This is a genomic window from Echinicola rosea (assembly GCF_005281475.1).
Taxonomy (GTDB): Bacteria; Bacteroidota; Bacteroidia; order Cytophagales; family Cyclobacteriaceae; genus Echinicola; species Echinicola rosea.
In genome coordinates this window covers 1,030,871-1,046,919 of the sequence record NZ_CP040106.1, presented here as the reverse complement: position 1 = coordinate 1,046,919, position 16,049 = coordinate 1,030,871, and the positions used below count along the sequence as shown (strand labels likewise).

Sequence of the window (16,049 nt, the reverse complement as noted above, 5' to 3'; positions counted from 1 at the left end):
CAGAACAAATGAAAAAAATAACCCAAAATATCCTGATGTGGTGCCTTCCGCTGTTATTGCTGGTAGGTGCCTGCGAAAACAAGTCAGCTACGGACGCCAAGGGAAAGATCGCAGTCATCGTTTCTACCTTGAACAATCCATGGTTTGTGGTCTTAGCGGAAACAGCAGCACAGGAAGCTGAAGCACTGGGCTATGAAGTGAGCATTTTTGATTCGCAAAACAACACAGCCTTGGAGAACAACCATTTTGAGAATGCCATCACCGCAGGCTTTCAAGCCATACTTTTTAACCCTACAGATGCCGAAGGTTCGGTCAGCAATGTGGCCAAGGCAGCCGAGGCAGGAATTGCCGTTTTCTGCATGGATCGTGAGGTAAATTCCAGCTTGCCCACTTCCCAAATCCTTTCGGACAACTATGCAGGCTGTGTATCGCTTGGAAAATACTTTGTCGATCAACTGGACAAATCGGGCAATTATGTCGAAATCCTCGGGTTGGTCGGTGACAATAATACCTGGAACCGCTCAAAGGGCTTCCACAGCGTAGTGGATCACTATCCGGAGTTAAAAATGGTGGCACAGCAAAGTGCAGATTTTGACCGGAATAAGGCCATGGAAGTGATGGAGTCCATCCTTCAGGTTCACCGGGACATCGACGCGGTATTCTGTGGAAACGACGCCATGGCCATGGGAGCTTACCAAGCCCTCAAAGCAGCAGGAATGGAAAATGACGTGGAAGTCTTTGGTTTTGATGGCGCCGCCGATGTGGTGGATGCGGTAAAAGATGGCAGAATTGCCGCTACCGCGATGCAATTCCCAAAAGTGATGGCCAAAACCGCCGCGCAGCTTGCAGATAATTATATCCAAGGAGAAAAGGACTTTGTCAAAAAACTGCCCGTGGACGTGGAACTGGTGCATCCCGGAAACGTGGAGCATTACGCTGCCTACGGGAAAAAAGAATAATGTGTTTGAAAGGTTTGAATGGTCTTTTTAGCCTCAATACCAACGACCAACGACTCAAGACTAAAAAACAATGAAACGAAAATGGATTAAAAACGGCATCATCGGCGGCCTTTTACTATTAGCCTTGGGCAGCTCGATAAGCATCAAAAAGCTGGATCAGGTACGCGCCAATGCGTCGGAGGACGCTTTTGACGCAGTGGCTTATGCGGAAGACTTTTGGGAAGAGGAGCTGATTCCTGATTTGGAAGATGCGGTGGAAGTAAACTACCTGACGCATTTGCTCAGAAACCGTCCTGCAGATGCATTTGAGCAGCATTCCGAAGCATTGGGTATCGGTAATATCCGTTTTTTTATGATCCAGGGAGCAGGCGAAATCCGCCAAGTCGGAGAGGATGACCTTACGGTGCTGGTGGAGACAGACTCCAGCAGCCAAGTAGTGAAAATCGAAACCGAGTACATTTTTGGCAATGCTGTCCGCGATGCCAGTGGCAAAGTGGATTTGACCAAATTTGAGCAAACCATGGACTTTAACAATGTTTCAGCGGCCATTAACCAGCTGGTTAGGAAAAAGGTCTTACCACCCTTAAAGGCAAACGCTGAGGTAGGCAAAAGAGTCACTTTTGTAGGGGCGGTGGAAATGAATCGTGAGCAGGTGGATTTGAGCGAAATAGCCTTGATCCCTGTACATGTCTCTTTTATGGAAGGAAAAGACCAGACCGCTTATGCTGACCGTTAAAAACATCACCAAGGAGTTTGTCGGGGTAAAGGCCTTGGACAATGTAAGTTTGGACTTGCAACCAGGGCAGGTAACCACCATTTTGGGTGAAAATGGTGCAGGCAAATCCACGCTTATGAAGATTCTTTCCGGGGTTTACCCCGATTATGAAGGCACGATCTTTCTTCATGGGGAGGCAGTCAGATTCCAAAACACCAAAGAAGCCCAAAGAATGGGCATCAATATTATCCATCAAGAGCTGAACCTCATTCCTTATCTCAGCATCCGGGAAAACATCTTCTTGGGCAGGGAGCCAGAAACGGCCATTGGACTGCTGGATGTGGACAAGATGCACAAGGAAGCGGTACAATTGCTCAAAAAACTTAAACTTGACATGGATCCGGAAACTCCCGTCAGCCAGCTTAAAGTGGGGCAACAGCAGCTGGTAGAAATTGCGAAAGCACTTTCACTGGAAAGCCAAGTGATTATCATGGACGAGCCGACTTCAGCGATCTCCGACCAAGAGGTGGATATTTTGTTTGAGATCATCAGGGATTTAAGGCAAGAGGGAAAAGCCATTGCTTATATCTCACATAAACTGGATGAGCTTTTTTCCATTGCTGACCGCTACGTGGTGCTCAGGGATGGCCAGATGATCGAAGCAGGAAAGATGGAGGGCATGACCGAGGACGCTTTGATCCAAAAAATGGTGGGCAGGGAAGTGGTCATCCAACGCTCCTGCACGGACAGACAAATTGATGAAAAAATACTTTCGGTAAAGAACTTAACCGTAAAGCATCCTAAAATAGCCGATAAATTATTGCTGAAGGATATTTCTTTTACGCTGGGCAAGGGAGAGGTGCTGGGGATATTTGGACTGATGGGAGCGGGACGGACAGAGCTGATGGAAGCGCTTTTTGGGGTGCTTCCGCATCAGGGAGCAGAAATCACGCTCGCTGGAAAAGTCCATACATTCCATAAGCCCCAAGAAGCGATGGATGCAGGATTGGCACTGGTGCCGGAAGACCGGAAACACGACGGCCTGGTGCTGTGCATGGATGTTTGTACCAATTCCAGTCTGACCGTCGTGGACAGTATACTCAGCGGAGGGCTCTTGGATGAAAAGAAGGAAAAAGGTCTGGCCCAGAAATACATGGGCGAACTAAAAATCAAGGCCTCCTCTCACCGTCAAGTAGTGGAGAAGCTCAGCGGGGGCAACCAGCAGAAAGTGGTCTTGGCCAAATGGCTGGCGACACGCCCAAAAGTACTCATGCTGGACGAGCCCACACGGGGCATTGACATTAACGCCAAAAACGAGATTTACAAGTTGATCAGGCAATTGGCCAGTGAAGGAATTGGATTGATCGTGGTTTCTTCGGAATTGCCCGAAATCTTGGCCATCTCGGATCGTGTGTTGGTCATGGCCGAAGGCAGGCTGACCGCTAATATTCCGATTTGTGAGCAGACTTCCGAAGACGAAATTTTGCAAGCGGCCATTCCAAAGAAAGAGGAAAGAAAAAAAGATTAAAGTAGCAAGATCAGATGGAAGGGCCAAGATCAAAGGGAAAAGACACTAGCGAGCCTAGATTCTCTGACCTTCATCTAAAATGTTATCCTATAAAAACCAATTTTCGTCATGTATCCACCTTCAATCCTTTCAAGTTTACAGCATTAAAACATTACAACCTATACAAAATACTCCATGATTACCTTGAAAAAACCAATGCCTTCGATGGCAAAATTCCAATCGCTGATCGCATTGCTCCTATTGTGCTTGGTACTCAGTCTGCTTTCTGACCGCTTTTTGACCTTGGCCAATGGTTGGAACGTGATGCGTCAGGTGTCCGTCAATATCTGCATCTCAGTGGGCATGACCCTGGTGATTCTCACGGCGGGCATAGACCTTTCGGTGGGGTCCATTCTCGCCCTCTGTGGGGCAGTCACCGCCTCCTTGATAAAAAATGGCATTGCCATAGAAGGATTGAACCTCTACATTGGCTTTGCTCCCTTAGGCGCAGTGATCCTGGGTGTAGGATTGGGGTTTGGATTGGGCTGGTTTAATGGCTGGACGATCACGCGCTTCAAGGTGCCGCCTTTCGTGGCGACTTTGGCGATGCTGACCATCGCCCGTGGGCTGACGATGCTTTGGACGGGAGGATTTCCCATCAATGGTCTTGGAGAGGATTTTGCCTTTTTGGGCACCGGTTGGTTTTTGGGCATTCCAATGCCCGTTTGGATTACCGCAGTGATTGTGGCATTGGCGACCTTGCTGACCAAAAAGACCAAGTTTGGTCGATATGTGTATGCTATCGGGGGCAATGAGCGCGCGGCAAGACTTTCTGGAATCAATATCAGCAGGGTAAAAATGACCGTTTATGCCATCGCCGGTGGCTTGGCTGCCGTAGGGGGGATGATTGTCACGTCACGCTTGGATTCTGCCCAGCCTAATGCAGGGATCAGCTATGAGCTGGACGCCATCGCAGCAGTGGTCATCGGCGGAACTTCCCTTTCGGGGGGCAGAGGTACCATTATGGGCGCAGTGCTGGGTGGGATTATCATCGGTGTACTTAATAATGGCCTAGTGCTGCTCAATGTGTCTCCCTTTTGGCAACAAGTAGTCAAAGGGGCGGTGATTTTGCTGGCCGTGGTAATAGATAAGATGAACAGTAAAGAGGATTAGTGGGAGCTAATGCCGTGTCGAAGTGGTAAGGTTCGTAGGGACTGTTGAACGCAACCATAACTATTGAAAATTATAATTGACATAAATCCATGAAAAGCAATAAACAATTTATCCTTTCCATTGACCAGGGGACCAGCGGCACCAAGGCCTTGGTATTTGATCAGCAGGGAAAGGTGGTCGCCAAGGCTACTGTGCCCTTAAAGACCCACTATTTGGATGGGGGAATGGTGGAACAGGATCCGGAGGACATCTATCAAAACGTTTTGGAAGCAGTGGGGATTTGTTTGGCAGATTTCCAGTTTAAGGATCACGCCTTGGACGAAATCAAGACCTGTGGCATTTCCAATCAGCGCGAAACCTTTTTGCTTTGGGACCAAAAAGGAAAGCCCCTTTATAATGCCGTAGTCTGGCAGTGCAAACGTTCTATTGCCGTATGCGATCGATTGAAAGAAGCAAATCTGGAACCCCTGATCAGTGAAAAGACCGGGCTGATCATCGACCCGTACTTTTCTGGTACCAAACTGATATGGTTATATGAAAATGAACCGGCAATCCAGTCTGCCATGGACGCGGGCGAGGCCTATTTTGGCACCGTGGACACTTGGCTGCTCTTTCGTCTCACCAATGGAAATTCTTACCTTACCGATTATACCAATGCTAGCAGGACCTTGTTTTTTAACTTGGATACCTTGGACTGGGACGGGGAATTATTAGAAAAAATGGGGCTTTCGGGGCTGCAGCTTCCAGAAGTAAAACCTTCTTCCACTGCTTTTGGAGAGAGCGATTTTGACGGACTGCTGGATCGTGCTTTGCCCATATTTTCGATGATCGGAGATTCCCACGCAGCCGCATTTGGGGAGGCATGTTTCGATCCCGGCACGGCCAAGGCTACCTTGGGCACAGGCTGCTCGGTGCTGATGAATGTAGGGGAAAAACGCAAAACTTCCGGCCACGGCATGGTCAGTACGATCTGTTGGAGCACGGAAGATCAGGTAAACTATGCCTTAGAAGGAGTAATCGTTACTTGCGGGGCCACCATCGAATGGCTCAAAAACGAACTGGGATTGATCCAGGACAGTCGGGAAACAGAGGTTATGGCCAGGGCCGTTTCTTCCAATCAAGGGGTGTACCTGGTTCCTGCATTCAGCGGTTTGGGTGCTCCGCACTGGGACATGAAGCGAAAGGCTTCCTTGTTGGGAATGACTTTTGATACCGGCAAAAATCACATTGTCCGTGCAGCATTGGAATCGATTCCTTACCAGATCAAGGATGTCATAGGTGCCATGGAAGAAGATTCCCAGCTTAACCTGGAAGTGCTGAATGTGGATGGTGGCATCAGCGCCAACGGTTTTGTCATTGGTTTTTTGGCGGATTTGTTGGAAAAGCCCGTTTCCCGAGTGGGCATTGCGGATGTTTCGGCACTGGGAGCAGCCTATTTGGCGGGGCTGAAGGCGGGAATTTTCCAAGACCTGTCCCATCTCCAGCAGCTCCAACAAAAACACCAAACCATTTCGAATGGGCAAAGAGACTCCATAAAAGTGGCTTATGCCGGTTGGCAAAAGGCGGTCAGCGGGATCTCTGGCTAGACGACCTATTCATCACAAATGCAAACAAGGAATACAAATGCATTTGCGCAAGCGTGTTGATGGGCTTTTGAGGGTTGGCGTGGTTTTTATATTTTAGCGGACTGATGATTTCTATGCAAGCCATTTTCAAGCCACTTTCACTATGACCGTCATTTATCGCACCATAAAAAAAGAAGACAATCCTGCTGTAAAGGTTTTAATTCAACAGGTGTTTATAGAATTTGACGCTCCAAGGGAAGGGACGGTATTCGCTGATCCTGAGATGGATGATCTTTTCGGTTTATTTGAACGGACCCGTAATGCATCTTTTTGGCTTGCAATGTTGGAGGATGAAGTCCTTGGTTGTTGTGGTATTTTTCCTACTGTCGGTTTGCCCAAAGGGTGCGCCGAACTGGTGAAATTTTACCTTTCTCCTAAGGCCAGAGGAAAGGGCATCGGCAGGACACTTATGGAAAAATGTACCGCTAGTGCCCAAGCACTGGGTTATGATTCACTTTATATTGAAAGTATTCCTGAATTTAGCAATGCCGTACGGCTATACGAAAAGCAAGGCTTCCGCCGGTTGGAGGAGCCATTGGGGGAGTCAGGGCATTTTACCTGCTCGATCTGGATGCTGAAGAAACTGGACTAGCCAAGTTGTTGGATCGATTTTATGTCTCGGCAGATAGCCGAAAGCAAGTGTCTCCCCGAAAATTCCAAATGAGCTCTTCACACATCCCGTAAGTGCAGGATAGTCCTTTGTCGGTAAAGGCTAAGTTTGTATTAAGTTCTTTTATTTACGGGCAACCTGTGGATACAATCGACCTCTGCAATAGCCTTAAACCCACAAAAGCAGTACTTTAACTGATGAAAACCATACAACCTTTACCACGCCCATTTAAGGGCATCGTGCCACCCATGATCACGCCTTTGGCCAATGAAAACGAACTTGACGTTCCCGGCTTGGAGCGGTTGATCAATCATATTATCGCTGGAGGCGTACACGGATTGTTTATTCTGGGCACCACTGGTGAATCTACCAGCCTTTCTTATGAAATTCGCCATGAACTGGTAAAGCGTACTTGTGAAATAGTGGATGGACGGGTACCGGTACTGGTGGGAATTACCGATACTGCCGCCACGGAAAGTTTGCGATTGGCCGATACCGCCGCGCACTCAGGAGCTGCCGCTGTAGTGGCCGCCCCCCCTTATTACTTTAGCTTGGGCCAGCCAGAACTAATTGAATATTATGAGTACCTGGTGGAAAGGCTGCCGCTGCCACTATTTCTGTACAACATGCCCTCTCATACCAAAATCGTGATTGAACCAGATACCGTAAAAACACTCAGCCAATATGATAATATCGTCGGCCTCAAAGATAGTTCTGCCAATAACGCCTATTTCAACAAGGTGATGACCAAAATGAGTGACCGACAGGACTTTTCGCTTTTTGTAGGACCGGAAGAAATCATGGCGGAATCAGTGCTATTGGGTGCCCATGGTGGAGTAAACGGCGGAGCCAATATGTTTCCTGCGCTGTATGTCGAATTATTTGAAGCAGCCGCGTCAGGAGACATGGAAACCGTGAAAAAGCTCCATGGTATCGTCATGCAGATATCTACCAAAATGTATTCACTGGGACAGTTTGGTTCCAGCTACCTGAAAGGTATCAAAGGCGCATTGAGCCTGCTTGGGATTTGCAGCGATTATATGGCATCGCCCCTGCACCGATTTAGGGAAAAAGAACGTGAGGTTCTCGCTGCCCAATTAAAGCAAATCCAACAGCAGCTTTAATCAAAACACCCAGAATCGCCACCATTTAACCTAGAAGACCATGCAATTACCCGTTATTGACCTGATTATTTTTTTGATCTACATGTTGGGCATCCTGCTTTTTGGAGCCTCATTTTTCTTTAGGAAAAACAGGACAACGGATGATTATATGGTCGGTGGAAGAAGACTGCCTTCTTGGGCCATAGGCATGTCGATCTTTGCGACCTTTGTGAGCAGCATCAGCTTTTTGGCCCTGCCGGGAAATGCCTATCTGACCAACTGGAACAGCTTTGTCTTCAGCCTTTCCATTCCCATCGCAGCGCTGATAGCGGTGAAGTTTTTCGTTCCACTGTACCGTGGCGTGAAGAGTGAGTCAGCTTATTATTATTTGGAAACCCGGTTTGGCCCTTGGGCAAGGACCTATGCCTCCATCTGCTACTTGCTGACACAGCTGGCCAGGATGGGGACGATCCTCTACTTGCTGGCTTTGCCGATGAACGCATTGCTCGGTTGGGATATTGCTACTATTATCATCGTCACGGGGATCTCTGTGATCATTTATGCTTCCATGGGAGGAATCGAGGCGGTGATCTGGACCGATGCCATTCAGGGAATTGTGCTTATTTTGGGAGCCTTGACCTGTTTGGGGATCATTCTCTTTTCCATGCCAGAAGGCCCCATGCAAGTGATAGAGATTGGCCAGGCGCATGACAAATTCAGCCTTGGCAGCTATGGTTTGAGCTTGACAGAGGCGACCTTTTGGGTGATCTTGATTTATGGCTTGTTTATCAATCTTCAGAATTTTGGAGTGGACCAAAACTATGTTCAGCGTTACATGAGTGCCAAAACCGAAAAAGAAGCCATCAAGTCCACTTGGTTTGGCAGTAGTCTGTATGTGCCGGTATCGCTGCTCTTTTTCTTTATCGGCACGGCTTTGTTTGCCTATTATCAGGTGTTTCCCGGTTTATTGCCAGAGGAACTTCAGGCCAAAGATGCTGCGGATAAAATCTTTCCTTTCTTCATTGTGGACGGTCTTCCAACGGGACTTACTGGGCTGCTTATCGCTTCGATCTTTGCTGCCGGGATGAGTACCATCTCTACCAGCTTGAACAGCTCCGCCACGGTCATTTTGACCGACCACTACAAAAAGTATGTAAATCGAAACCCCACAGGCAAGGACAATTTCAGGGTATTGACCATTGCGGCAGTGGTGATGGGAGTGCTCAGCATATTGGTCTCTTTGGCCATGACAGAAGTGAAAAGCGCACTGGATGCCTGGTGGGCCTTGAGTTCTGTGTTTAGCGGCGGGGTTTTGGGCTTGTTCCTACTGGGATACTTCTCCAAAAATGTCCAACAGACCGAAGCGGCGATTGGCGTGGTAATCGGCATCTTGGTCATTGCTTGGATGAGTCTTACGCCAATCTTTATCACGGAAGGGCCCTGGCTATCTTTCCGAAATCCGATGCATGCTAACCTGACCATTGTGATCGGCACCTTGGTCATCTTCTTGACAGGTTTTCTGCTGTCAAAAGTACTGCATAAATCAACGCATTAATTTCAGCAAATAAACGCTTTGCGTTCAAAAAGCTACACAAAAGAACATTAGAGATCCAAGAAAATGATAACCATATGAAAGCAACCTTATTATCCAGAACCGTCAAACCTGCTACCGGAAAACCGGTCATCGGCGTTTTTGCCCCTTGTGATCCGCGCATCGATGCGGCCAGCAGGGAACGGAGTACCAACATCATCAAGCACACGGCCGAATCCCTGGCAGGAAAAATCAAGCTTCCGGATGGATCGGCCGCCGAAGTCGTCTATTCCGACGTACTGATCGATTCCGAAAGCCAAGCTGATCAAGTGGCCAGCCAATTTAAAGAAGCTGGTGTCAGTGTACTGGTATGCGTACCGGACACGTGGTCATTTCCGCAACTAACCACTATTTCCCTCCTTTCCCATTTTCCAAAGGATATTCCCATCAATTTTACGACAGGAAATAGCGCCACCCGCCCGGGAGTGGTCTATACCCATGCCACTTCAGGGGCGATTGCCCAATACGGAAAACTCACCCATATCAATGTGGGCAAGTGGCCTGATGAGGGACAAAACCCTCAAATGAGTGCTCCTACGCTCAAGGCCTTGGTGGACTGGTGCTATGCTGCCGTGACTTTCCAAGGGCTGAAAGGAAAGCGTGTAGTGGTCTTTGGGCATGACTCTATGGGCATGGAAACAGCCCTTCCGCATGTGCTCGAAACACGAAATCAGTTTGGCATTGAGGTGACACGGCTGGACATGAAGCTCCTCGCCGACATGCTCCAAAAGGAGTCCTATGACAAGGATGAATTGAAAAAACTCAGAACTTGGCTAGAAGGTCATGCCGGAGACCGTCTAGATCTTCCTGACGGGGAAAAAGACAGTGAGCTGCTGGATCAAAGCTTGGCGCTGTACCTGATCGTCCGGGACTTGATGAAGGATATCGATGCCATTGGCGGAGGATTTATGAGCCAACTGGAATGGGGCTCTGATGATCGTGGCATCCAGCTTCCAGTGGCCGATATCATGGAGTCTCTTTTCAACAGTACCTTTGACCATAATGGACCGAAAGCCGTACAACCTTTTGCGACGGAAGCTGATGTGCAGGCCTTGCTGACGCAGCTGTTTATGACTTGGCTATCCGGAGGGCACCCTCCCCTTTTCATGGACTTCAGAAAAGCTTGGGACAGAGAAGACCTTGCCGAACTGGCCGTCCAAAATGGCTATCAGCCAAACGGTGACGAACCTTGGATGAAAAAAGGATTTGTGGATGGTGTAAACTCAGGATCTGCTTCCTTTAACTGGGCCGCTACGCCAGGTACAGAAGAAAAGGAAATCATGAAAAACATCACCTTTCCGAAAGCCGTGGACTACTTTTATTACTTGGGCAATTCGGTGCATTTCATCTCCCCTGGCAAGATCAAAGGCCTTGCCGCCAGGCTTGCCTACAGCTCTCTTTCCGGTATGTTTTCGATGATCTGGGATGAAGCCGAAACAGTGGCGCTTCCCGATGAACTGGCCCAAAAAATCTGTGACGGCGCCAATCCCACATGGCCCCATACCTTCGTGGTTCCCAAATATGCCTCCATGATGGAATACAAGCAATATGCGCCGGCAAACCACTTCCACATGACCTGGGACTTGGAACCTGCCAGGCTACAGTTTTGGATGGACTTCTGCAATGTGCTTTCGGTGGCTCCGTGGCAGGCCCGTCCCGCCTTTATCGAAGAAATAGACCGACCGGTGCCTTTATTGTACTTACTGAATGGCGGGGAAGATGTCACCAAAAAGCTCAAAGCCGGGAAACACTGATGGTGTTCATATAAATTTCACCATTTTGGCCTTGGAAAAAATTCCAAGGCCTTTTTTAGGGTTGTGATCCTAGGTAATGTCCACCTGTAAACCAACCCTCCAGACCCTAAGCCAACCCCCGGCTCCTGAGCGAAGCCGAAGGGGTCGGAGAGCTATCTATTAACCTGAGCTGGACTTAATTTTAGTATAAAAAGCGTCATAGCGAACCCTTTTCCAACCCTCATACCTCCCTCTAAGCCTCGCAGTGACGATTTTATAATCGAACTGAGGTTATTAATAAAATTTAACATGGAATTTTTTAATTCTTCGGGCTTGGCGTCAGGATTTTCATCTTGATTCGTTATCCTTGTAAGCCCGAAATATTAATGTATGAAAACCAATCTTCTCATCTTCAGCTTTGTGCTGCTGATCATTTCCTGCAAAAGCATCAATCCTGAAAAGCCAAAATTTTCAGGAGAACCAACCGCATTACCAGAGGCCATATCCCGCGTCAATGTCCCTTTGGAGATTCCCTTGGACTATATCGAGCGCAACCTGAATGGCGAGCTCAGTGAATTATTGTACACAGAAAAAGGGCTAAACATGGGCAATGGCATTTTAGCGGACTTGGATGTCAGCAGGACAGGGGATATTTCACTTTCCTCCCTCGGCCAAAATAAATTGGCCATAAACCTTCCACTACAGCTAAAGGGAAAGCTGAATATTAAAAAGAAGATTTTTGGACAGGAAATTTCTACAGCAGTTCCCTTTGATGAAGGGCTTGCTCCCCGTGTGAGCTTTGTGCCGGTCATCGGCCGCAACTGGGACATTGGCATCTCTCAAGTCAATATCGAAAGTTGGGGGAGGTCATTGAAGTATAATTTACTGGGCTATGAAATTGACTTTGGCCCGATGCTAAAGGAACATGTGGAGAAAATGCTTGATGAACAGCTTACTGGGGATAATCTTAGCCGAATCAGCTTTAAAAGCATGATGGAAGATACGTGGAAGGCTTATGGAAAGCCAGTGAAAATTGAACAAGACGGCATTGATGCGTACATCTACACAGTGCCCCATAAGATCAAAGTACGGGAGCAGTTTACGGCAGATCAAAAGCTGAGGCTCACCATTGGTATTGAGGGTGAGGTGTTTACACAAATCGGAAGTGCTCCGGAGATTTCTCCCAGCCCCCTTCCAAACCTCTATTTTAATGATGACAGCAGGAATTATATCGACATCATGCTTCCGTTGTCCATTCCCTATCAGGATTTGGATAAGTACCTCAATGAAATGCTTGCCGATCAATCCTTCCAGATGGACAGTAAAACGGTCTTGACACCAAAAGCTTTCGAGACCCAACATTTTGGGGACAAAGCTTTGGTAAAGGTGGATTTTACGGTCACACGAAATGACAAGAAAAATATCGCGGGCAATATTTATTTGGTAGGAAAGCCTACCTATGACCCCTTGCGTGAGGCTATCGTTTTTGAGGATATTGATTTTGACCTAAACACCAAGAATATCCTTGCCAACAGTGCAAGCTGGATGAAGCAGGGGGCAGTTTTGGAGGAAATGAAAAAATATGCTGTCTATCCCATTGGGGAGTATATTCATGCTGCGCGCCTAGAGCTACAGCAACAGGGCTATGTCGAAACGGACTACGCGTCTTTCAGGGTAAAGCGGCCAGCCTTGGACGTAGAGGGCATTTATACGACCGAAAAAGATATCCGTCTCTATTTACGTTCCAAAGGTGAAATGGAGGTGAAATTGAAGTAAGTTTTAAAACGATATTTTGCCCTTATATAATTCCGAGATTGGAAAAATCATTTCGTAGTCACCCCACTGAAGGTTATCATCCTTTACCTTAAAATTTCTAAAATGAACTTCATCTAAGTACTTTTGGATTTCCGGATGCGTAGATTGCTTTAGAAAGGGCCTAAAATCTACTGTCTTTTCCGTTTTGTCCTTGAACAATACCCTGATACGAAATTGTCCAATATATTCCGCTGCTTCTATCCCTATTGAAGTAGCCCTATAAGCTACAAACTCTTCTCGAACTTTCATTTTAGTTTTGTTGTGATTTTTTCAAACCCTACCCTTCTTTGATAAACGAAATAATCGACCCATTTTGTTACAATCTCATCACCATATTTTACTACAAACTTTTTTAAATTTTGTAAATCCTGGCCTTTAATCGGGCTTCTTCCTGGTACGTTTGAAATAATAATTTCTTCTATTAATCCGCTTTTTATGATAAATGAAACCTTGGTTTCCTTTCCTGATTTTGTAGCGTGGACATGAACTGGTTCGTGCTCATTTGAATAGAAGTATAAAACAATACCTAAATATTCGAAAATCTTGGGCATTTTAGAATATAAGAAGTTTTTAACCGCATTCAAAATTCATTTACTATTACCACCGCATCAAGTCCCCATAGGTGATGACTCCTCTTTTTTCGGCTGCTTTGAGCAATTTTAATAGAAGCTGGGCGGTCAAAAACGCGTCACCAGCTGCGGTATGTCGATCTTGGATGGGAATGTTATAGCGTTCACATAGCTTATCCAAGCTATAGTCGCGTAAATTGATGCGAGAAGGATCATAGTGGATACCATGTTCCAGCCGCATCGCCAAGTCTCCGGTGTCCACCACTGGATTTGCCAGCTTCCGTAGTCCAAAGGGATAGCATATTTTTTCGATCATTGCCAGGTCAAAGCCTGCATGATGGGCTACTAGGATATCACTGCCAAGGTAAGGCAGAAAACCGCGAACAAATTCCCTGGGAGAAACGGCATTGCTGGGCTGAACGATTTCGTGTATTTTGATGCTGGAGGCATTTTTCTTCTTGGAATGGACAAATTGTTCCCGTGAACTCTGCACCAGTATGCGGTTATTGGAAACCTTGATCCCTCCAAAGGCCAAAATATGATCCTTTTTCACGTCCAATCCAGTCGTTTCTGTATCCATGACCAAAAAGGACAATTCCGAAATGGGCAACTTCTTGGAAATTTGCTTAGAGAAATTTTCCTCATATTGCTTTACCATCGCGGATTTTATCGGCCGCTTTTTAAATATCCGCCACCAACTCATTTCGGAATATAGTCGGTTTGAAATCTGACGGTCAGCACTTCCTGAATCTGCTGGATGGGTGCAAAGGCATTTTTTAGCAGTTGACGCTGCAACTTGCCCAGTGACCTTGGCGTGATATATCGTCCAGAAGTACCACTGGCAATCCCTTCCAAGGCCCTCAACCGTAAAAATATCTCATAAGCACTGGCTGCCTCTTCGTATAAGTTGGCATTCTGTGGCTCCAATGCCGCCAGCTTTTCAAATCGCTCGAAGGTATTGTTAATGCCCAGGACTTTATGGCTAAGGATAAGCAATCGTGCCGCATCGGCCAAGGGCATCATGGCCCGTAGCTTAATATCAAACTGATCTTTATGCTCTCCTGACTTTTCCACGATAAAATTTTTGAAAAACCCAAGAGGAGGGGGATTGAGCAGGGCATTCTTGGCCAAAAATCCCAAAAAGGCCTTTCGTTCCTCGATGACTTGGTAAATATGGTGTGTCATTTCTTCCGGCAATGACTTGGATCCATAAACGGGTCTAAAATCAAAGAAGATGGTTGCCCTCATCAAAGCCACCTCATCGGGCAAATTCACCCATTGACTGAAGTAATCCTTCCACACAGCAAGCGGCTGACACCATTCCGGGTTATTGGCCATGACCTCACTGGGACAGGGATGAAAGCCACATGCAATCAAGGTCTGGATAACTTCCTGTGACAAGGCCTCGAAGTAGGCTTTGGTACGTGGCAGCTTATCTTCATCCACATCCTCAAAGACCAAGGCATTGTCCAGGTCAGTTCTCAGCAATTGCTCTTGTCTTCCCTCGCTGCCCAGCGATAAAAAGCAAAAGGGCACCTTGCACTCTTCTACAAAGTCTTGGTCTAGCTTCTTCTTGGCCAAAAGGACCGCCCTTTTTATGATTACGTCATTGATCTCCGATAAAATGTTCGCCACAAAGTCAATGGCTACTTCATTTTCCAAAAAATATCCTAACAAGGCCTCCGCACGGTCACGGATTCCCTTCATTTCTTGGACATCCCACGTGTTCATCAAGCCATGAATCAGCACCGCTGGGCTGTTTCCATGTGAGAGGAATACATCATGATCAGAGACAATTCCTGTAATTTTACTTTGGTCTGTCCCATCTTCCGTTAAGATCAAATGGTGCAAATGATTCTTGATCATGGTCAGGTAAATGGTGGGAAAATCCGACTGATGGTGCACAGTCCGAACTGGAAGGGTCATCATTTCCTCTACTGGGACGTCATAGGGAATACCTGCTGCCACCACCCGGTTACGAATATCCTTATCGGTAATGATGCCGCTAGGGTGGCCCGTGCCATCCACCACCACAATGGAACCGACATCCTTTTCCTGCATCAGGCGAGCGGCTTCCCGAAGGGGTGTCCCAAGAGGGCAGCTGAGCACATCAGTAGGAAAATTGAGTTTCCCCTTTTCCATAAAAAGGGATAGCCCATGATCCGAAGTGGCGTCTTTTAGCAGCTTTCGGGCTTTTTGGGACTGGGAAAGGTCTGTGCGCACCACCACCTGCCCTGCTGCAAAACCCGCAGCAAAGTACAAGCTCACCTCACTGTTTTCCTTCAGCACCTTATCAAATACATCCACCGGCACAGCATAAATCAAACTGTCCTCCGCCACGTACCCATTCAGTACATATGGACGCTGTCCCAGCAGCGCCAACACCCCAAAAACCTCTCCTTCATCACAATAATCCTTAACCACCATTTTGCCCCCATCCTCTTCGGTCAGGTAAACCGACCCTTCCTTGAGCACAAAAAAGTGGGGGCTTGCAGGATTGCCTTTTTTAAAAATGTACTCCCCTTTTGTATAGTACATCAATTCCACCTCGCGCGCAACATCGGTTAACAATTCATCCGAAAGAAAACTGAATGGCGGAAAGCGGTGGAGAAATTCCTTTACCCTATTGACAATGACATTGGACATGGT

The 16,049-nt window shown here is 47.1% G+C and carries 14 protein-coding genes; 10 read left to right on the top strand and 4 right to left on the bottom strand.

Annotation, left to right across the window (positions count from 1 at the left end):
- Positions 1 to 8: 8 nt before the first annotated feature.
- The 10 genes from FDP09_RS04390 (at position 9) to FDP09_RS04345 (ending at position 12,792) form a co-directional block, all read left to right on the top strand.
- Positions 9 to 959, top strand: coding sequence for a D-ribose ABC transporter substrate-binding protein (locus tag FDP09_RS04390; protein ID WP_137401489.1), 951 nt, complete (start codon positions 9 to 11; stop codon positions 957 to 959).
- A 70-nt stretch (positions 960 to 1,029) separates the two neighbouring features.
- A complete protein-coding gene (locus FDP09_RS04385; protein WP_137401488.1) occupies positions 1,030 to 1,695 on the top strand; it encodes a DUF2291 domain-containing protein in 666 nt (221 codons plus the stop codon).
- Entirely contained in the window at positions 1,682 to 3,202 is a 1,521-nt protein-coding gene (locus FDP09_RS04380) for a sugar ABC transporter ATP-binding protein (protein WP_137401487.1), read from the top strand. The genes FDP09_RS04385 and FDP09_RS04380 overlap by 14 nt, the downstream gene beginning before the upstream one ends.
- A 204-nt stretch (positions 3,203 to 3,406) precedes the next feature.
- Positions 3,407 to 4,354 carry an ABC transporter permease gene (locus tag FDP09_RS04375; RefSeq protein ID WP_308421137.1) on the top strand — a complete coding sequence of 316 codons (948 nt, stop codon included), beginning with the start codon at positions 3,407 to 3,409 and terminating at the stop codon, positions 4,352 to 4,354.
- Between the two features lie 89 nt (positions 4,355 to 4,443).
- A complete protein-coding gene (locus FDP09_RS04370; RefSeq protein WP_137401486.1) occupies positions 4,444 to 5,940 on the top strand; it encodes an FGGY family carbohydrate kinase in 1,497 nt (498 codons plus the stop codon).
- Positions 5,941 to 6,082: 142 nt separating this feature from the next.
- A complete protein-coding gene (locus FDP09_RS04365; protein ID WP_137401485.1) occupies positions 6,083 to 6,571 on the top strand; it encodes a GNAT family N-acetyltransferase in 489 nt (162 codons plus the stop codon).
- Between the two features lie 215 nt (positions 6,572 to 6,786).
- Positions 6,787 to 7,713 (top strand): dihydrodipicolinate synthase family protein, encoded by a 927-nt coding sequence (locus FDP09_RS04360; RefSeq protein WP_137401484.1) that lies wholly within the window; start codon positions 6,787 to 6,789, stop codon positions 7,711 to 7,713.
- Positions 7,714 to 7,753: 40 nt separating this feature from the next.
- The gene (locus tag FDP09_RS04355; RefSeq protein WP_137401483.1) at positions 7,754 to 9,247 is read left to right on the top strand and encodes a sodium:solute symporter; all 1,494 of its coding nucleotides are present in this window, start codon (positions 7,754 to 7,756) and stop codon (positions 9,245 to 9,247) included.
- Positions 9,248 to 9,321: 74 nt separating this feature from the next.
- Entirely contained in the window at positions 9,322 to 11,037 is a 1,716-nt protein-coding gene (locus FDP09_RS04350) for a hypothetical protein (RefSeq protein ID WP_137401482.1), read from the top strand.
- Positions 11,038 to 11,406: 369 nt separating this feature from the next.
- A complete protein-coding gene (locus FDP09_RS04345; RefSeq protein WP_137401481.1) occupies positions 11,407 to 12,792 on the top strand; it encodes a DUF4403 family protein in 1,386 nt (461 codons plus the stop codon).
- A gap of 3 nt (positions 12,793 to 12,795) precedes the next feature.
- Here the strand turns inward: FDP09_RS04345 and FDP09_RS04340 are convergent, their stop codons facing one another.
- From FDP09_RS04340 to FDP09_RS04325, 4 genes are read right to left on the bottom strand one after another with little or no spacing between them, the layout of a single operon-like run.
- The gene (locus FDP09_RS04340) at positions 12,796 to 13,080 is read right to left on the bottom strand and encodes a DUF2442 domain-containing protein (RefSeq protein WP_137401480.1); all 285 of its coding nucleotides are present in this window, start codon (positions 13,078 to 13,080) and stop codon (positions 12,796 to 12,798) included.
- Entirely contained in the window at positions 13,077 to 13,382 is a 306-nt protein-coding gene (locus FDP09_RS04335; RefSeq protein WP_137401479.1) for a DUF4160 domain-containing protein, read from the bottom strand. The genes FDP09_RS04340 and FDP09_RS04335 overlap by 4 nt, the downstream gene beginning before the upstream one ends.
- Positions 13,383 to 13,428: 46 nt before the next feature.
- Positions 13,429 to 14,103, bottom strand: coding sequence for a 3'-5' exonuclease (locus tag FDP09_RS04330; protein WP_187328794.1), 675 nt, complete (start codon positions 14,101 to 14,103; stop codon positions 13,429 to 13,431).
- Positions 14,100 to 16,046: a DUF294 nucleotidyltransferase-like domain-containing protein gene (locus FDP09_RS04325; protein ID WP_137401478.1), complete on the bottom strand. Its 1,947-nt coding sequence runs from the start codon at positions 16,044 to 16,046 to the stop codon at positions 14,100 to 14,102. Before FDP09_RS04325 ends, FDP09_RS04330 begins: the two co-directional genes overlap by 4 nt.
- Positions 16,047 to 16,049: the final 3 nt, after the last annotated feature.

Coding starts and splice junctions, on each gene's coding strand:
- FDP09_RS04380 (WP_137401487.1), top strand. CDS start 1,682: ATGCTGACCGTTAAAAACATCACCAAGGAGTTTGTCGGGGTAAAGGCC.
- FDP09_RS04375 (WP_308421137.1), top strand. CDS start 3,407: ATGGCAAAATTCCAATCGCTGATCGCATTGCTCCTATTGTGCTTGGTA.
- FDP09_RS04335 (WP_137401479.1), bottom strand. CDS start 13,382: ATGCCCAAGATTTTCGAATATTTAGGTATTGTTTTATACTTCTATTCA.
- FDP09_RS04325 (WP_137401478.1), bottom strand. CDS start 16,046: ATGTCCAATGTCATTGTCAATAGGGTAAAGGAATTTCTCCACCGCTTT.
- FDP09_RS04385 (WP_137401488.1), top strand. CDS start 1,030: ATGAAACGAAAATGGATTAAAAACGGCATCATCGGCGGCCTTTTACTA.
- FDP09_RS04350 (WP_137401482.1), top strand. CDS start 9,322: ATGAAAGCAACCTTATTATCCAGAACCGTCAAACCTGCTACCGGAAAA.
- FDP09_RS04365 (WP_137401485.1), top strand. CDS start 6,083: ATGACCGTCATTTATCGCACCATAAAAAAAGAAGACAATCCTGCTGTA.
- FDP09_RS04360 (WP_137401484.1), top strand. CDS start 6,787: ATGAAAACCATACAACCTTTACCACGCCCATTTAAGGGCATCGTGCCA.
- FDP09_RS04390 (WP_137401489.1), top strand. CDS start 9: ATGAAAAAAATAACCCAAAATATCCTGATGTGGTGCCTTCCGCTGTTA.
- FDP09_RS04370 (WP_137401486.1), top strand. CDS start 4,444: ATGAAAAGCAATAAACAATTTATCCTTTCCATTGACCAGGGGACCAGC.
- FDP09_RS04340 (WP_137401480.1), bottom strand. CDS start 13,080: ATGAAAGTTCGAGAAGAGTTTGTAGCTTATAGGGCTACTTCAATAGGG.
- FDP09_RS04345 (WP_137401481.1), top strand. CDS start 11,407: ATGAAAACCAATCTTCTCATCTTCAGCTTTGTGCTGCTGATCATTTCC.
- FDP09_RS04355 (WP_137401483.1), top strand. CDS start 7,754: ATGCAATTACCCGTTATTGACCTGATTATTTTTTTGATCTACATGTTG.
- FDP09_RS04330 (WP_187328794.1), bottom strand. CDS start 14,103: ATGAGTTGGTGGCGGATATTTAAAAAGCGGCCGATAAAATCCGCGATG.